The organism is Intestinibacillus sp. Marseille-P6563 (assembly GCF_900604335.1).
Taxonomy (GTDB): Bacteria; Bacillota; Clostridia; order Oscillospirales; family Butyricicoccaceae; genus Butyricicoccus_B.
In genome coordinates this window covers 1,525,108-1,542,917 of the sequence record NZ_UWOD01000002.1, presented here as the reverse complement: position 1 = coordinate 1,542,917, position 17,810 = coordinate 1,525,108, and the positions used below count along the sequence as shown (strand labels likewise).

Here is a 17,810-nt window from a genome sequence, read left to right as displayed (position 1 = left end):
CATGGACTCTATGGATTTATTGTGCGAATATATTCCGAATCCCGGACAAAACAAACACTATACAACGAGATAATACCTATAAAAATACATATTTGGAATTCAAATCCCTCTTTCTCCGCCAGAAAAACCTCGCAGTTTGAAACTGCGAGGTTTTTTGCATTTCAAAAAGAAACGGCGCGATTTTCGCGCCGCTTTTTCTGTTTTCAGGATGATTCTTCCTGCACAGGAAGGCGCCGAAAATGCGCACGGTAAGCGCTGGGCGTCAAACCGACAAAGCGTTTGAACGTGCTGTAAAAATGGTTGCGGTTGGGGATGCCGACCTCGCCTGCGATTTCGCTCGCACTGCAATCGGTCGTGAGCAGCAAATGCTGCGCCTCTCCAATGCGCCGCTGGATGACATATTGCATAGGCGACAGTTCAAACAAGGGATTGAAAATATGAATCATATGGCTTGGGCTGATATGAAACCGGGCAGACAACTCCTGCAAGGACAGGTCTTCCCGAAAATGTTCGTTTAAGTACGCTAAAATTTGCAGCGGCAACGTGTCCGGCGCCGCGTTGTGGAACGCAATGTGCGGGGACAGGCTCAGTTGCAGCAGCAATGCCTCGAGCATCTGCACCCGCGAGGATTGCAGCAGCTGCGGGGTGCGCATCATCTCCAGCATGGACCGAATGAGTGGCTGCGAATGAAAGGAATACAGCTGGCAGTCATGCAGGGTGTTTTCCGCATGCTGGGGTAAAAATTCCAGAAGGGTCCATTGCGCACCCGGACCGGGAAATAGCGCATGGCATAACTGCACCGGCAGAATCAATAAATCGTCGGCATGCACGGTATAGGCAACCGTTCCCGCGTAGAAGGTCACCTCGCCGCACCATACGATCACCATTCGGTTGGCTGCCGGCAGTTCCTGAAAAAACAAAGGCGGCATGGTGTCGCTTTCGTGGGGACCATCAAACAGATGGACCGCGCTGTCAAGGGATGCACCGCGCATCCAGGGCTCCATTTCCATCACAGCAGATTGTCAATGTTGTGGCGGAACAGCACACGGATATCGGTATGATATAACTCTTTTTCCGGTTTGCGGCGCAGATGGATGAGGTCCGAGAGCAGCTGCATGGGCAGGGTCCCCTGTACTTCGGCATCTTGTCCGATGACAAAATCGATCACTCCATCGCGCACATATTGCAGGTTGGACGCAATCTCATCGTGCAGGATGAGATGCACTTTGCCCGCAAGTCCGGTGTCGATGAGCGCCCGGCAGGCGCCGGTATACCCCGACGTGATTGCATAAATGCCCGCAATGTCCGGATGGGTGCGCAGCAGCTGCATGGTCGCGTCATAGGTGCATTCATCGTCATCATCCCGTTCGGCACGGGTGAGCAGGAACTGCATGTCCGACGGTGTCGAGCACAATTCCAGCTGGAAACCGCGCAGGCGGTCGGTATATGCGCTATGGTTTTCCGAAGGGCCGACGATCGGGGAAATCAGACCGTGGCCGCCGGTCGCCAGCCGCATCAGCGCCGCGGCCGTCCGGCCGGCCGCTGTACTGTCCTGTCCGACGTAGCAGATACGGCGGCTATTGGGCAGATCGGTATTGAACGTGATAATGGGCAGCGATTGGGTCTCTGCCAACTCATTCAGGCGGTTTTCGACCATAAAACTGTGCAGCGGCATGATGGCCAGGCCATCGACCTTATGGTTGCAGACCAAGTCATCCACCATGCGCACCTGTTCCACCGGGTCCAGTGTCCGGGACAGCCGAAAGATAATTTCGGTGCTGAACACACTCAGCCGCTGCGCTTCGCGGCGGCAGCACTCGAGCAGGCTTTGCACAAAACTGTTCTGCACCGAGTGCAGCACCACGCCCAGGCGGATGGGATGCGCGGCGCGCGAAAGCGCCAGGCCGGCCCGGTTGGGTGTATAGCCGTATTCGGCCGCCACTTTTTTGATTTGCGCCGCCACCGCGGGGCGCACATTTCCTTTATTATGGAGTGCGCGATCGACTGTGCCGCGAGAAACACCGCACAGTTCCGCAATTTGATTGATTGTGATAGCCATTTGGCGCACCTCGATTGCTTTGGAATGAGGAATCCTCCGATGATTTATCCAGAGCATACCACACTTTCTTAAAAAAGTCCAGTTTTATTGCAAAAACGCGCTATTTATTAAATTGTGCTCGTGTACAGATTCTAAAATTTAATCTAAATGTAAACTTTTCGAGGCAAGTCCCAAAAAAGATTCTGATTTCCCCGCAAGAAACAGAAGAAAATAAGGATAGCGTCCCGAAAACACGGTGAAAAAAACCAATGCGCATCGGGCGCACTTCCCGGTCAAAACCGTTGGAATTGCACAAGCGAGCACCCCCTTGCCACGGAAATATAGGTGTTTTTGCATAACCAGCCCTGCCATCCATCGCACAAATATGCCAGAATCACAATTTTGTGTAGACAACATGCTGAAAAACCAGCAAATCTGATTGTTTATAATGTGGAAAACGCAAAAACGCGGTTGACGGGGCGGAGAATATGCGATAAAACTAAATCAGGTCAAGTAAAACGTGCTTTTCACAAAATGTGAACGTGCACGGCACTTGAAAAATGCAAAGAAAGTAGAGGGAGAAAACATGAAAAGACGATTTCTTGCAGGGCTGGCTGCCACCGCATTGATGGCAACCATGTTGACCGGTTGCGGCGGCGACAGCGCACAGCAGGGCAGCGCAGCTGCTAGCGGTGACAGCGATGGTTACAGCATGACGCTGATTATGTCGCTGCGCGATGAGTTCCTGAGCACGCTGGAAGCTGGTGCAAAGAGCGCCGCTGACGAACTGGGCGTTAAGCTGTCGACCCAGGACGCACAGAACGACACCGGCGAGATGATCCAGTTCATCGAAGCTGCTCGCAATGCAGGCGACGATGCTGTTCTGGTAAACCTGGTTGACGCAGAAACCGCTCAGCAGTGCATCGAAGCTGCTGGCGACATGAAGGTTGTTTTCGTAAACCGCGTTCCGGCTGACAGCAGCGTACTGGAAGCTGGCAAGTCCGCAGCGGTTGTATCCGACGAAAATCAGTCCGGCGGTTACCAGGGCGAATTCCTGGCCAACTACTTTAAGGAACAGGGCAAGACCGATGTTCGTTACATCATGCTTCAGGGCACCCTGGGTCTGGTACATACCGAACAGCGTTCGGCATCGGTTATCCAGGCGATGAAGGACGCAGGCCTGAATCCGATCGAAGCTGCTGCTCCGCTGGTTGCAGAGTATGACCGCGCAACTGCAATGGATATGATCTCCCCGCTGCTGGGCACCACCGAGTTTGACTGCATCATCGCCAACAACGACGCAATGGCACTGGGTGCTGTGGAAGCGATGAAGGCAAAGGGCATGGACCCGACTTCCATCCCGATCGTTGGTATCGACGCAACGGTTGACGGCGTACAGGCCATCAAGGACGGCACGCTGGCAATGACCGTATTCCAGGATGCAAACGGCCAGGGCTACGGCGCTGTAAAGGCTGCTGCAAACCTGATCGAAGGCAAGGCCATCAACGACGGCACCGATTATGAAACCGACGAAACCGGCAACATTTGCTGGGTACCGTTCGAACCCGTTACCCCGGACAACGTAGCAGATTACGAATAAGCAGAAGGGAAAGGGGCATTGCAAGCGATGTCCCTTTCCTAAACCAAACTCAAATAAAATTGGGGGGAAGAACAGTGAGTCAAGAGTATATCCTGGAGATGACCGATATCGTCAAGGATTTCCCCGGTGTGCGTGCGCTGAAGGGCGTGCAGCTGAAGGTGCGTCCCGGTACCGTACACACCCTGATGGGCGAAAACGGTGCAGGCAAATCGACCCTGATGAAATGCCTGATCGGCATTCATCCGCCCACCTCGGGTAAGATCGTTTTTGAAGGCAAAGAAATTCATTTTAAAAACACGCTGGAAGCACTGAGTTCCGGTATTTCTATGATTCATCAGGAACTTTCACCGGTGCCCGAGCGCAGTGTATGTGAAAATCTCTGGCTGGGCCGCGCGCCCCGCAAGGGTCTGATCGTCGACCACAAGAAGATGCGCCAGGACAGCATCGAGCTGTTCCAGAAGCTGAATCTGGATGTGGACCCGGACGAAAAGATGGGCAATCTCACGGTTGCCAAAATGCAGATGGTCGAAATCGCCAAGGCGGTTTCGTATGACAGCCGCATCGTTATCATGGACGAACCGACTTCGTCGCTGACCGATGCCGAAGTAGAGCATCTGTTCCGCATCATCGCAGAACTCAAATCCAAAAACGTAGCCATCATTTATATCTCCCACAAGATGGACGAAATCTTCCGCATTTCGGACGACATCACGGTGTATCGTGACGGCGAGTACATTGCCACCGACCGCGCGGAAAACCTGAACGTCGACAAGGTCATCCAGCTGATGGTCGGCCGCGAAGTGACCGACATGTTCCCCAAGGTGGACTGCCCGATCGGCGATACCATTTTGAAAGTTGAAAATCTGTCCGCTGGACGAGCGGTCAAAAACGTCTCGTTTGAGCTGCACCGGGGCGAAATCCTGGGTATGGCAGGTCTGGTCGGCGCGGGCCGTACCGAAACGGCTGAAGCCATTTTCGGCATGCGTCAGATCACCGGCGGTAAGATTTATAAGGACGGAAAAGAACTGCATATCAAGTCGCCGGAGGACGCAATCGCCAACAAGATTGGATTGCTCACCGAAGACCGGCGCGGCAACGGCATTGTCGGCCTGCTGAGCGTCAAGGACAATACCGTGCTGGCAAACCTGAAAAAATACGGATTCCCGCTCGACCACAAGAAGATGCGCGCGGATACCGAGGAATATGTAAAGAAGCTCAACACCAAAACACCGACCATCGACACGCCCATCCAGAACCTGTCGGGCGGCAACCAGCAGAAAGTGCTGGTCGGCCGGTGGCTGCTGACCAATCCGGATATCCTGATCGTCGACGAACCGACCCGCGGCATCGACGTAGGCGCAAAGGCTGAAATCCATTCGCTCATCACCAAGCTGGCGGGCGAAGGCAAAGCCATCATCATGATCTCCAGCGAATTGCCCGAAGTCACGGGTATGTCCGACCGCATCGTCGTCATGCACGAAGGCACGATGACCGCGATCGTCGACCGCAAGGACTTCTCGAGCGAACTCATCCTGAAATATGCTACCAGCGAGGTTCCTTATCAGCCCGCTGCCGAAAAGCAATAAGAAAGAGGGGTATACGGTATGCAGAAAACATTTGATAAAAAGAAATTCCTGTCGCAGAACTCGATCTGGCTGGTGCTGATCGCGCTGGTCATCATCATGAGTATCGCGCAGCCTACCTTCTTCTCGGTTGGCAACCTTTTGACCCTGCTCTCCGGCGAAGCCGTTAAGGGCATCATGGCCTTCGGCGTTATGTTCGCCATCCTGTCCAAGGGCATCGACCTGACGATCGGCGCATCCGCGGCGCTCGTCGCCTGTATCACCGCTTCGCTTGTGCAGCCGGCTGACTACGCAAATGCTATCCTGCCGGGCGTTGGCCCCCTGCCCGCTCCAGTCGTTATCCTGATCGGTCTGGCACTCGGCGCTGGCATCGGCGCCATCTACGGTGCGATCATCGCTTACACCAAAATCCCGCCGTTCATCGCAACCCTGGGTGCACAGCTCATCTGCCGTGCAGGTGCGAAAATGTACACCAACCGCCCGGTTTCCAACCTGTCGGAAGATTTCCGTTTCCTCGGTTCCTATCGCATCGGCGGCGTGTTCCCGGTCATCATCCTTGTATTCTTTGTCATGTTCGCCATTTCGGCGTTCCTGCTGACCCAGACCCGCTTCGGCAAAAATGTTTACGCCATCGGCGGCAACGACCAGGCCGCACGCGTGGCTGGTATCAACGTAGAAAAGAACCTGATTCTGGTTTATGTATGGTGCTCGCTGTGTGCAGCCATCGCCGGCATGCTGCTGGCTGGCCGTGCCGGTTCGGCTGACCCGGCAAATTCGGGCCTGAACTACGAACTGGACGCCATCGCTGCTGCAACGGTCGGCGGCACCTCCCATACCGGCGGTATCTGCCGTGTATCCGGTGTTCTGGCTGGTATCCTGATCCTCGGCGTTATCAACAATGGTCTGGTTATGCTGAAGGTCGACGATAACATGACCAACATCGTCAAGGGCATCATCATCGTTGGCTCGGTTGTTCTCGATATGCGCAAGAACGCCAAGCGTGCATAAAGATAATCTCTCTCTTCCTTTTCTTCTGGGTGTTCCGGGAAGCGGTCCTGCCGTGGTCCCGGAACACTCGAAGTCTTTCCAAAAAGCAACTTTAATATTTTTTATAAAAGGAGTCCTATTTACTATGAAAATCGGTTTTAACGAAGCAAACGATCGTTTTTGCAAAGACCACTCTGTCATGAAAGACCTGGAATACTGTGAAAAGTACGGGTTTGACTTTATTGATATCCAGTCCGAATGCTTAAACCGCGATCTGGAAGCTGGCAAGATCACGCTCGAAGAGATGGGCAAGTGGTTCCAGGAGCATCATCTGAAAATGCTGTCCTACAATGCGCTGTGCTTCTTCAACATGAAGCAGACGCAGGAAGAAAAGGATGCCGTCATGGCAGAGCTGGATGAGATCATCCGCCGCTGCAACATCCTGGGCTGCAAGATGATCGTCGTTGTACCCAGCAAGGACATGAAGGAACGCGGCCTGACCCCGACCCGCAAGGAAATCCGCGACGATGCGGTTGCTGTTTTGAAGGAAATGGTCAAAAAGTGCGAGCCGCACGGCATCAAGCTGAGCCTGGAGTTCTGCGGCGAACCGGTCATGACTATCAACCGCTTCGAAGATGCTTATGCGATCGTGGAAGCTGTCGGCAGCCCGATGGTCGGTGTTACGCTCGACCAGTACCACTTCTACGCTATGGGTTCCGGTTGGGACACCCTGGAAAAGGCAGACGGCAAGAAGATCTTTGTCTGGCACCTCAACGGCACCGAAGACCTGCCCTGCGGCAGCTACTACAACAACGACGAAAAGCGTATGTGGCCGGATGCGGAAGGTGATTGCCTGCCGCATGCCCGCTATGCAGACACCCTGAAAAAGATCGGCTTTGACGGCGATTGCTGCACGATCGAAATCTTCCGTCCGGAATATTACGAAATGGACCAGGAAGAGAACGTCAAGAAGTCGGCCGAAGTCACCAAGGCACACGTTGCCAAGTACGCGCAGTTCTAAAAGATTATTTCCCGCTCCCCCATGCGTAGCATCGGGGGAGCGTGCTCCAACATACCAGAGGAGGCAAGCACTATGACATCGAAAGAACGTGTTTTAGCAGCGCTCAACCACCAGCAGCCGGACAAGGTGCCGCTTGACTTTGGCGGTCACACCTGCTCGTGCATGCACGTGACCTGCGTAGAAGCGCTGCGCGAATATTACGGACTGGAAAAGCATCCGGTCAAAATTTCCGAAGTTTCCACTATGACCGGCGTCATCGAACCCGATTTGCAGGAAGCCATCGGCGTAGACCTGGAAGGCATCAACGGATATGCCTGCTCGTTCGGGTTCCCCTACGAAGGCTGGAAAGAATGGGATTACTTCGGCCACACCGTATTGGTGCCCGAAAAGTTCGAGGTCGATTCGGACGGCTCGGGTGGCTGGCTGCTGTATCCGCAGGGCGACCGCACGGCGGAGCCGAGCGGCCATATGCCCAAGGACGGCTACTACTTTGACAACATCATCCGGCAGAAGGAAGAAGTCGACGAGGATGACTTGGATTTCCACGACAACATCGAGGAATACGGCCCGGTTCCGGACAAACAGCTCAAGTTCTTTGCCGACCGTGCACGTGAACTGTCCAAAACCGGCCGCGCAGTGACCGCTTCCTTTGGCGGCATGGGTCTGGGCGATGCCTCGGAAATCCCCGGTCCCGGCCTTCTCAAGCCCAAGGGCATCCGCACGATCGAGGATTGGTACATGGCGCCGCTGCTCTACCCGGACTATGTACATGAAATCTTCGAGGCACAGACCGATATTGCCATCGAAAATCTCAAGAAGTACCACGATGCTGTCGGCGACCTGATCGATGTAGCGTTCATCTGCGGCACCGATTTCGGCACACAGCGCGCTCAGTTCTGCTCGGTTGACCAGTTCCGGACGTTCTATCTGCCGTATTACAAGAAGATCAACGACTGGATTCATGCCAACACCAGCTGGAAGACCCTCAAGCACAGCTGCGGCGCAGTCGACCCGATCATCCCGTTGTTCATCGAGGCTGGCTTTGATGCGCTCAACCCGGTTCAGTGCTCGGCAGCCGGCATGGATGCCAAGCACCTGAAGGAAGCCTATGGCAAGGACATCACCTTCTGGGGCGGCGGCATCGATACACAGCAGATTCTGCCCTTCGGCACGCCCGAAGAGGTCCGCAAGCAGGTGCTCGAGCGCCTGGAAATCTTCGCACCCGACGGCGGCTATATCTTCAACTCCATCCACATCGTGCAGTGCGGCACGCCGGTGGAGAATATCGTCGCCATGATCGATGCGGTCCACGAATTCAACGGCGACCGCTGATTGCATACCTTTTTCAAATTTCTTGATTCCAACAATACAAAAGCCCGGATGGGCATCCCTATGGATGCTCTTCCGGGCTTTTCTTATGTTTACAACCGGTCGCCTGCGCGGATAAAGGCCGCAGGCTGTCCCAGCCGGGCTTGGTCGCTGAACGAGGCCCGATTTTCCTTGCGGAATTGTGCTGGCGAACAGCCGACCCGTTTGGCAAACAGCGAAATCAAATTGCTGCTATTCGGATACCCCACCTGCCGGGATACCTCAGCGACAGACAGGTCGCTCGTCAGCAGCAGTGCCTTGGCCTGGTCGATGCGGGAATTGATGACAAACTCGGTGGGCGACTGCCCGGTCATCTCTTTGAACAGATGGGAGAAGTAATAGACGCTCAGTCCAGCCACATCGGCCAGTTCCTGTAACGAAATGCGTTTTCCAACATTGCTGCGGATATAGCTGACCGCACGGATGAGGGAATCGTCGTTTTTCTTCAGGCGCGGCGAAATAATGGGAGAATTGAGCAGCATAAGCAGACGGTAGATGCGAGCCGAAGTTGTAAAAATGCTTTCATTGCCGCCATTCTGGTAAAAAAGGATCATCTCATCCAGGATTTTCAGAATAGTATCGTTGTTTTCCCCATCGATCACCACGCCGCTGTTCTGGTTGATGTACCGGCAAAGTTCGGAGGCCTGCGGGCCGTCAAAATGCAGATAATAAAACTCCAGATCGTCCGAACCGTGATAATAATGCGGCTGACGACAGTCAAAAAAGGCGATTTGTCCGGCTTGCGCCGTATAATGACCATCCTCCAGTTCCAGATAAAACTCGCCGTGCTGCACATAGACCAGCAGGAGCACCGGGAAGGTTTTTCGTTTGATGTAATAATCCTTGGTGCAGAAAAAGTGACCGCACATGGTGTGGTAATAAAACAGTTTTTTGGTGTCCTCGGTGGGCGAAAAGAAAAACCAGGTAGAGGCAGGCAATACGCCGATTTCATAATTCTTCATGACAAAACTCCTGTTTCGAAAGCGGGATTATTCGGACTGCGGCTCATCTGGCCGCTCGGGAATGGCCTTAAAATAGCGCGGGGGATATCCCGTGACCTTTTTAAAGAGGCGGGAAAAATAGTTGGCATCGCAGATGCCGACCTTACGGCCGATTTCGGACACCGGCGCATCACAGGTTTGCAGCAGTTCGAGCGCGCGCAAGATGCGGATGCGGCCCAAGTAATCGGTGGGCGACATGCCGGTGATCTCTTTGAAAATCGCACGGAAATAACTGAGGGTCACGCCTTTGCTGTGCGCAATGGCTTCAAAATCGATGCCCTGTGCCAGGTTTTGATCGATCTGGGTCAGCACCTCGCCGACCATGTCTTCCTTCCACGATGTCTGCTCCCCGGCTGGCTGCAACTGACTGAGCTGGATGCGGCGAATTAAAATCAGCAATTCCTGCAAACGCAGCCGTTTCATTTCTTCAAACCCGCAGCAGCGTTCTTCTTGTTCGGAAGCGATGTTTTGCAGGATTTCATGGAGCCTAGTAAATTCCGCGCGCGCTAAGTGCATGATGTCCGGCGGGTTTGGAGCATCCGAATCGGAGAAAGTGCGCCGCTTGAGCAGCGGCACTTCGCTCGATGCAAAGGCTTGCAGATCGTGCAGCCGCTTGTGCGCCGCAGACGCCTGCGGCATGTCCCAATAGCCGGTATTCTGCATCAGGGTGCGGGGAATGAGATGAGATTCAAACTGACAAGAGCAAATCTGCGCCCCCTTTTGCGGAAGGCAGGCATGCAGCCGGTCGGGCGGAAAGAGCAGCAGGTCGCCCGGAATGAGCAGGATATGATGCCGGCTCGTAAAGACTTTGCAGCTTCCCCGCACAACCAGTGTCACCTCGAAAAAAGAATGGCAGTGTGGCAACGCCGCGGGCGACGGCTCGGGCGATTCCGATTCACACAGCAGGGTGATACCGGACGCATCCGGTTTGGTGCGGTCGATGTATACGGTTGGCATGGGAGGGGCTCCTTTCTGTCCGGGCGGCATTTGGGGGACATGGATTCTTTTCTATATTGTACCGCAGCCCGGCCAGAAAGAAAGACAAAATCGATAAACAATTTTCAAATCAGCAGAAGGAACAAAAAGAAAATAACAATTTAGATAAATTGCATAGAGCAAAATAAAACAGTTGCGTTTTGTGCTAATTTTCGTTTTGTTCTATTCTACCCAAAAACAAAACCTTAATGCTAGAATAAATGTGCAAGATGATAACAAATACAAGAAAAATAAAGAAACCGCTTGGTTGAAAGACGCAAGATGTCGTTATTTTAAAGAAGCAAGAATAGTGAATCCTTGTTCCCGACAGGGTTGCTTCCAAAAAAGCAATATCAATAAGTTTTCAAGCCGCATGCAGTTTGCGCGCGACGCTGCGCGGCATGAAATAATCCGAGAGAATGAAGAAAGGAAGGATCACGCAAATGAGTATATCCAGAAAGGAGTGCATCACGCAGACCGCGAAAAACTGGGCCATTGCGGGCGCCATGATTTTAGTATACCTGATTTTTGCACTTCTGTCTGCCAATTTTCGTACCGGCGAAAATGCCGTACTGATCTTGCGGCAGGTGGCCACGATTGCCGTGATGGGCTGCGGCATGAGCTTTGTCATCATCGGCGGCAACTTCGACCTGTCCGTCGGTTCGCTGCTCAGTTTGTGCTGCTGCATGTGCATCGACCTGCACGATAAGATCGGTCCCATTCCGGCGATTCTGGTGACGTTCCTCGTCGGCATTGCTTCGGGTATGGTCTGCGGATTCCTCGTTGGCTACCTGCGGCTCAACTCCATGATCGTCACCTTGGGCATGATGAATGTTTTGCAGGCCCTGACCCTGATGTATACCGGCGGCTCGTCGGTCATGCTCAAAGACCAAAACGTCTGGTTCGGGCAGATCGGCAAGGGCAGCCTGGGCCCGATCCCCTATGTCACCATCATCATGGTGATCGTCATTGCAGCCTATGCGATCCTGCTGAATAAGACCGTATTTGGCCACCATGTTTTGGCGGTCGGTTCCAACGACCAGGCTTGCCGGTACAGCGGCATCAACGACAAGCGGGTCATCTTCAACACCTTTATCCTGTCCGGTCTTTCCACGGCCATTGGCGCCATCCTGCTGTGTTCGCGCGGCGGCGCGGCCCAGACCACCATTGGCCAAAGCTATGAATTTGACGTTATCACCGGCGTTATCCTGGGCGGTGCGAGCCTGAACGGCGGCAGCGGCAACATTGTGAAAACCTTCATCGGTGTAGCCATCATCGGCATCCTGAAAAACGGATTCGTCATCTTGGGACTGCCCTATTACCTGCAATGGCTGGCCCAGTGCATCATCATCCTGCTGGCTGTTTGGATGGCCATTCGAGCCGCGAGAAAGAAGGCGCTGTCATGAACGGAAAAAATTTCAGAACATTTTTGGAACGCAATACTGTGGTGCCCATTCTGGTGGTCATCCTGGTGCTGGCAGCCATCTTTGTGCCCGACTTTTTGACGGTACGCAACCTGTTAAACGTCTTAAACCAGAACGCCATCAAGGGCATCATGGCCATTGGCATGACGTTCGTCATCATCAACGGCTATTTCGATATGTCGCTGTGTACGCTCATCTCGCTGACCGCTGCGCTGTCCTGCGGGCTGCAATCTTCGCTCGGTCTGGTGCCGGCCATTCTGATTTCCCTGCTGGTGGGCATCGTTGTGGGCGCGATCAACGGTTTTCTGGTCGCCAAGGCGGGCATCAACGCTTTTGTCGTAACCTTGGCCCTCATGCTCGGCTGCCGCTCGCTGTCCTATCTGTACAGCCAGGAGCAATCCATTCTGGCCACCGACCCGGTCTTTATTGAGATCGGTCTGGGCCGCATCGGCAACCTGACCTATATCAGCATCCTGTTTATCGTGATGCTGTGCCTGGCCCATTATGTGCTGCGCTACACCAGTCACGGCCGCAACACCTACGCCACCGGCGGCAACGCCAACGCAGCCTTCAATGCGGGCATCAACGTGACCCGCACCACCTTTATCAACTTTGTCATCTGCGGATTTACCGGCGCACTGGGCGGCGTCCTGTACGCGGCGCAAAGCGGCGCATCCTCTCCCCCGCTGGGCTGGCCGGATATGCACATGCTGGTCATCGCCGCCGTTGTTTTGGGCGGCAGCAAGCTGACCGGCGGCTTCGGCAACATCTGGTACACCTGCGGCGGCGTCCTGATTCTGGGCATTGTGTCCAATGTGATGAATCTGCTCAATGTGCAGACTTATGTATCGACCCTGGTCACCGGCCTGATTATGATCGGCGTCCTGTACCTCGACAAGGTACTGACCGACCGCCGCAAAAAGGCCAGCCTGACCAATGCATAAACAAATTTAAGGAGGAAAAGAAAATGCGTAAAAAGAGATTGGTATCGATGTTGTGTGTAGGTGCAATGGCTCTGAGTTTGACCGCTTGCGGCAGTTCAAGCGGCGACAGCAGCGCAGCCGGCAGCGGCGGCGGTGCCGCAAACGGTGACATCGTCATCGGCATGACGGTCAACAACGCGGGCGCGGACCCGTATCAGACGGCTTACTATTCGGCAGCCGAAGAATACGCCAAAACGCTGGGCGTGGACCTCAAGCTTCTCGACCCGGTCGGCGACGTGACCAAGCAGCAAAACCAGGTGCAGGACCTGATCGGTATGAACTGTGACGTCATCGTCCTGTGGCCGACCAACTCGGAATCGGGCGTTGCGATGGTGCGTCAGATCAATGCCGCTGGCATCCCGGTCATGAGCGCGAACACCAACGTCGAAGAGAGCGGTAAGGAATACCTCGAATGCTATGTCGGCCCGTCCAACGTGCTCGAAGGCAAGCAGACCGCCGAGCAGATGATCGAAGACATCGGCACCGACGCCAAGATCCTGTACATCGACGGTCAGGCCGGTTATTCGACCTCGGCCGAACGCCGCCAGGGCCTGGATGAAGCCATCGAAGGCACCAACATCGAAGTGCTCGAGTCCCAGATTTCGGACGGCAACCGTGAAAAGGCACAGCAGGTCATGGAAAACTATCTGGTCAAGTATCCCGAAGGCTCGGTTGACGCGGTCTTCTGCATGGATGACAACATCGCCATCGGCGCCATCAACGCCATGGACGCAGCCGGACGCACCGACATCAAGGTCTATGCAGCTGCCTGCGGCGACTACAACACCCTGACCTACATCGAAAGCGGCAAGCTGCGCGCAACTGCGATGCAGTCCCCGATCATCGACGCACAGACCGCTCTGGATTATGCTGTCCGCATCGCCAAGGGCGAAGAGATCGCCGAGTTCGACAACTTCATGGAAACCCCGGTTGCAACAGCTGACAATCTCGATTCGCTGAACATCGAACCGTGGTAATCGGCACAGATTGCCCGGTCCCGGAATCCCCATACAAGGAGTCGGTGGATGAACCATGAGTAAGAACGAATTTGTGCTGCAAATGCAGAACATCAACAAAAGCTTTCCAGGTGTCAAGGCGCTCAACGGCGCCTGCCTGGATTTGCGCTACGGCGAAGTGCTGGCGCTGTGCGGCGAAAACGGTGCGGGCAAGTCCACGCTGATGAAATGCCTGTCCGGCGTTTACCAGCCCGACCCCGATTCGGGGGAAATCCTCTATCAGGGCAAGCCGGTGCGCTACACCAACCCGAACGACGCCAAAAAAGACGGCATTGTGCTCATCTTCCAGGAGCTTTCGCTGGTCATGGATTTGAGTGTCGCCGAAAATATCTATCTGGGCTCGCTGCCCATGAAGCATGGCCGCGTAGACTGGAAAAAGCTATACAGCGACGCGCAGGCCGTGCTCGACAAGCTCGGCTGCCCGGCCAGTCCCAAGGATGTCATTTCCACGCTGCCCATCGCCCAGCAGCAAATGGTCGAGATCGCGCGCGGCATCGCCCTGGGCGCCAAGGTGCTCATCCTGGACGAGCCGACCTCGTCGCTGACCGAGCGCGAAAAGAACTATCTGTTCGAGATCATCCGCACCCTCAAGGCCGAGGGCGTCGGCATCGTCTACATCAGCCACAAGATGGATGAAATTTTTGAGATCAGCGACCGGGTGCTCGTCTTCCGCGACGGTCAGCCGACCGGCCAGTTTGTCACCAAGGAGATCGGTCTGGACGACATCGTGCAGGCCATGATCGGCCGCACGCTGGACGGTTACTTCCACAAATGCCAGGCCGAGCCAGGCGAGGAAGTGCTGCGCGTCGAAAATCTGTCGCTGCGCGGGGTGTACAAGGACATTTCCTTCCACGTACGCCGCCGGGAAGTGGTCGGCTTCTATGGTCTGGTCGGCGCAGGCCGGTCGGAAATCATGGAAACCATTTTCGGCGTGCGGCGGCCGGATGCCGGGGACATCTACATGAACGGCAAGAAATCTTCCATCCGCACGAGCGTGGACGCGGTCAAGAACAAGATTGGCTTCGTGACCGAAAACCGCAAGGAGCAGGGGCTGGTGCTCGACAAATCCTGCCGGGAAAACATCGCCCTGGCCAAGCTGCCCTGGATTTCCAAAGGCGGTTTTGTCGACGACAAAGCCACCTATGACATCTACAACGAATATCACGACAAACTGCGCATCTCGTCGCCCTCGTCCGAGCAGCAGATCGTCTATCTATCGGGCGGCAACCAGCAGAAAGTGGTCATCGGCAAATGGCTGACCACCGAGCCCGATCTGCTCATCCTCGATGAGCCGACGCGCGGCATCGATGTGGGTTCCAAGTCTGAAATCCACAAGCTGATCGCCGATCTGGCCGAATCGGGCATGGCGGTGATCGTCATCTCGTCCGAGATGCCCGAAATTATGGGTGTATCCAACCGCATTTACACCATCGCCCAGGGGCTGATCACCGGCGAACTGACCGGCGATGAAATCACCGAGGAAAACCTCATCAAGGCCATTACCATCACCGAATCGGCCAAACACGCTTAATTTGCATCTATTCTTCTCTTTTCTCTTCTTTGGGGCTGCCATCGTGAAAATCCGGCAAACGGATTTTCACGATGCCTGCAGCAGCCAAAGCTTTCAAGGAGCTGATTGTATTGATTACCGAAAAGGAAAAATCCGTAATCCAGGACCTTGCCAAGCGTCTGGCCGAACTGGCCGAGCTGCCGGTCATGGAAGAACGCCGCAAACTGTGGTATGCACACAATGACCTCAAAACCGAGCAGCCGGTCATCGACTGCTCGCCCGAAGGCGCGTGGCGCGAAATCGTCCCGCCGGACACGCTGGTCAGTGAAGACCCGGTGGCCCGTGAAATCGAATGGACGCTGCGCGCGCGCATCTACCGCGCCGAAACCATCAACGACGACGTGCCTGCCGAAAAGCGGTGGGACTGCCGCAAGCGCATTTCGGACACCGGCTGGACACTGGCTGGCCAGCAGGCGCACAACGCCTTCACCAATGAATCGGTACATGTGCCGACCATCTCGACGGTCAACCCGTTCTGGCGCACCGATTATCGATTTGACGAAACCGCGGCCGAATTCGAGCCGCTCATCAGCGACGACGACATCGAGGACGATGAAATCCCCTTCAAACTGGTGCCGCCCAAGGTCATCTATGACGAGGAAGGTTCCAAGCGCGATCTGGAAATCCATCAGGAACTGCTGGAGGATATCCTGGATGTACACTGGTGCGGCAACACCTATGTCGCCTTCTCCTGGATGGAGACCTACACCAAGCTGCGCGGCTACGAAAACGCGCTGTATGACCTGTACGACTATCCCGACCAGATGCACGCTCTGCTGCGCGTGCTGGAGAAGGGCTATCTGGACCTGTACCAGCAGCAGCTCGATATGGGCCTGCTCGAAATGAACAACGGCTGCCAGTACAACGGCACGGGCGGCTATGGCTATACCCACGACCTACCCGATTTGAAGCCGGGCGAAAAGCTGACCTTCAAGCACCTGTGGGCCTATGCCGAGTCGCAGGAATTCGTTTCGGTATCGCCCGAGATGACCCGCGAATTTGCCATCGATTACGAAAGCCGTCTGCTCAGCAACTTCGGCCTGTCGGCCTACGGCTGCTGCGACAATCTGGAGAAAAAGCTGCCCGATGTGCTGAACATCCCGAACATCCGCCGTATTTCGGTTTCGCCCTGGGCGGATGTGGCGTCCATGCGCGACCAAATCGGCAAAAAGGCCATCTTCTCCTGCAAACCCAATCCATCGCTCATCACCAACGGCTGGGATGAGGACCTAATGCGCTCCTACACGACCAAGCTCATGCAGGACGGCAAGGGCACAGCGTTTGAGATCATCCTCAAGGATACACACACCATCCAGAACGACCCGAGCCGCTTCCGCAAGTGGACCGACCTGTGCCGCGCCTGCATCGCCAAGGTGTATGGCTAAGCCCCCCAACACAACGGATGACATCCTTCTTTCTTTGCAAAAAAGTCCGCGAAATCTTACGATTTCGCGGACTTTTTTATCCCTTGCAAGCGGTTTGCAGCCAGCCGATGACATCGTGCAGCGTTTCACACACCGCATCCAGCTTCGCGGTCGTCTGCTCGTCCGGCACATCCAGATCAGGCACCCAAATGGCGTGCATCCCCGCGCGCAGCGCGGCCTGCAACCCACGGGCAGAATCCTCGAGCACCAGACAGTCGGCCGGCTGTGCGCCCACGCGCTCGGCGGCCATCAAAAAGCAGTCGGGCGCCGGTTTGGGGTTTTTGATGTCCGAACCGCCGACGATCGCCGAAAAGTAAGCGGACACCCCGGCCGTATCCAGATATCGTTGCACGACCGCTGCCGAGGACCCGGACGCGACCGCGACCCCGATTCCCTGCCCTTGCAGAAAGTCCAGCAGTTCTTTCAGCCCGGGCTTGCACGGGATGCCCTGGGTGGTGAACTCGGTTTCCATGCGCTCGCGCACCTCGGTCCAGCACTGGCCAAAGGTCAAAACCGAGTCGTCGATGCCCAGTTCTTCGCGGAAAATCCGCGTGCAGGCGTCAAAGTTGGCGCCGCACATGCGCCGCTTCATGTCCATGGTATAGTTCAGCCCGTGCCGGGCGCAGATGTCATGCAGCATCTCATAGGCCACCCGCTCGGTATCGAACATCAGGCCGTCCATATCAAAAATCACAGCTTGAATCAAAATAAAATCCTCCTGTCGGCTTCTTTTTCTTCCCCGTTCATTATAATCGCTTTGCGCACCGAACACCAGAGAATCTTTTTCCGGGCATACAAAACGCGCAGACGAATGCAGCGT

General features: G+C 55.0%; 15 protein-coding genes. 10 read left to right on the top strand and 5 right to left on the bottom strand.

The genetic code is table 11. The features are described from left to right. Positions 1-203: 203 nt before the first annotated feature. Positions 204-992, bottom strand: a complete 789-nt coding sequence (locus EFB11_RS15840; RefSeq protein ID WP_164706817.1) for an AraC family transcriptional regulator — start codon at positions 990-992, stop codon at positions 204-206. A 17-nt stretch (positions 993-1,009) separates the two neighbouring features. After that, positions 1,010-2,059 (bottom strand): LacI family DNA-binding transcriptional regulator, encoded by a 1,050-nt coding sequence (locus EFB11_RS15835; RefSeq protein ID WP_164706816.1) that lies wholly within the window; start codon positions 2,057-2,059, stop codon positions 1,010-1,012. Between the two features lie 565 nt (positions 2,060-2,624). Here EFB11_RS15835 and EFB11_RS15830 point away from each other — a divergent pair. The 5 genes from EFB11_RS15830 (at position 2,625) to EFB11_RS15810 (ending at position 8,561) form a co-directional block, all read left to right on the top strand. Further along, positions 2,625-3,638 (top strand): substrate-binding domain-containing protein, encoded by a 1,014-nt coding sequence (locus EFB11_RS15830; RefSeq protein WP_122791259.1) that lies wholly within the window; start codon positions 2,625-2,627, stop codon positions 3,636-3,638. A gap of 98 nt (positions 3,639-3,736) precedes the next feature. Further along, positions 3,737-5,224, top strand: a complete 1,488-nt coding sequence (locus EFB11_RS15825) for a sugar ABC transporter ATP-binding protein (RefSeq protein ID WP_122791285.1) — start codon at positions 3,737-3,739, stop codon at positions 5,222-5,224. 18 nt (positions 5,225-5,242) lie between these two features. Continuing rightward, complete coding sequence (locus EFB11_RS15820; RefSeq protein ID WP_122790176.1) at positions 5,243-6,229, top strand: ABC transporter permease subunit; 987 nt, start codon at positions 5,243-5,245, stop codon at positions 6,227-6,229. 124 nt (positions 6,230-6,353) lie between these two features. Further along, on the top strand, positions 6,354-7,229 hold the full coding sequence (locus EFB11_RS15815) for a sugar phosphate isomerase/epimerase family protein (RefSeq protein ID WP_122791258.1): 876 nt from the start codon (positions 6,354-6,356) through the stop codon (positions 7,227-7,229). Positions 7,230-7,301: 72 nt separating this feature from the next. Further along, positions 7,302-8,561 carry a uroporphyrinogen decarboxylase family protein gene (locus EFB11_RS15810; protein WP_122791257.1) on the top strand — a complete coding sequence of 420 codons (1,260 nt, stop codon included), beginning with the start codon at positions 7,302-7,304 and terminating at the stop codon, positions 8,559-8,561. An 89-nt stretch (positions 8,562-8,650) separates the two neighbouring features. Here EFB11_RS15810 and EFB11_RS15805 read toward each other — a convergent pair whose 3' ends face one another. Continuing rightward, on the bottom strand, positions 8,651-9,559 hold the full coding sequence (locus EFB11_RS15805) for an AraC family transcriptional regulator (protein ID WP_122791256.1): 909 nt from the start codon (positions 9,557-9,559) through the stop codon (positions 8,651-8,653). A gap of 27 nt (positions 9,560-9,586) precedes the next feature. After that, positions 9,587-10,555 (bottom strand): AraC family transcriptional regulator, encoded by a 969-nt coding sequence (locus tag EFB11_RS15800; RefSeq protein WP_164706815.1) that lies wholly within the window; start codon positions 10,553-10,555, stop codon positions 9,587-9,589. 461 nt (positions 10,556-11,016) lie between these two features. On the opposite strand from EFB11_RS15800, the gene EFB11_RS15795 reads away from it, so the two are divergent. The 5 genes from EFB11_RS15795 (at position 11,017) to EFB11_RS15775 (ending at position 16,951) form a co-directional block, all read left to right on the top strand. Next, the gene (locus EFB11_RS15795; RefSeq protein ID WP_164706814.1) at positions 11,017-11,979 is read left to right on the top strand and encodes an ABC transporter permease; all 963 of its coding nucleotides are present in this window, start codon (positions 11,017-11,019) and stop codon (positions 11,977-11,979) included. Further along, positions 11,976-12,941, top strand: a complete 966-nt coding sequence (locus tag EFB11_RS15790; protein ID WP_164706813.1) for an ABC transporter permease — start codon at positions 11,976-11,978, stop codon at positions 12,939-12,941. The genes EFB11_RS15795 and EFB11_RS15790 overlap by 4 nt, the downstream gene beginning before the upstream one ends. A 23-nt stretch (positions 12,942-12,964) precedes the next feature. After that, positions 12,965-13,957 (top strand): sugar ABC transporter substrate-binding protein, encoded by a 993-nt coding sequence (locus tag EFB11_RS15785; RefSeq protein WP_122791252.1) that lies wholly within the window; start codon positions 12,965-12,967, stop codon positions 13,955-13,957. A gap of 55 nt (positions 13,958-14,012) precedes the next feature. After that, the gene (locus tag EFB11_RS15780) at positions 14,013-15,527 is read left to right on the top strand and encodes a sugar ABC transporter ATP-binding protein (protein ID WP_122791251.1); all 1,515 of its coding nucleotides are present in this window, start codon (positions 14,013-14,015) and stop codon (positions 15,525-15,527) included. A 110-nt stretch (positions 15,528-15,637) separates the two neighbouring features. Then, positions 15,638-16,951: a hypothetical protein gene (locus EFB11_RS15775; RefSeq protein WP_164706812.1), complete on the top strand. Its 1,314-nt coding sequence runs from the start codon at positions 15,638-15,640 to the stop codon at positions 16,949-16,951. A 76-nt stretch (positions 16,952-17,027) separates the two neighbouring features. On the opposite strand, the gene EFB11_RS15770 is transcribed toward EFB11_RS15775, so the two are convergent. After that, positions 17,028-17,696 (bottom strand): HAD family hydrolase, encoded by a 669-nt coding sequence (locus EFB11_RS15770; RefSeq protein WP_122791249.1) that lies wholly within the window; start codon positions 17,694-17,696, stop codon positions 17,028-17,030. Positions 17,697-17,810: the final 114 nt, after the last annotated feature.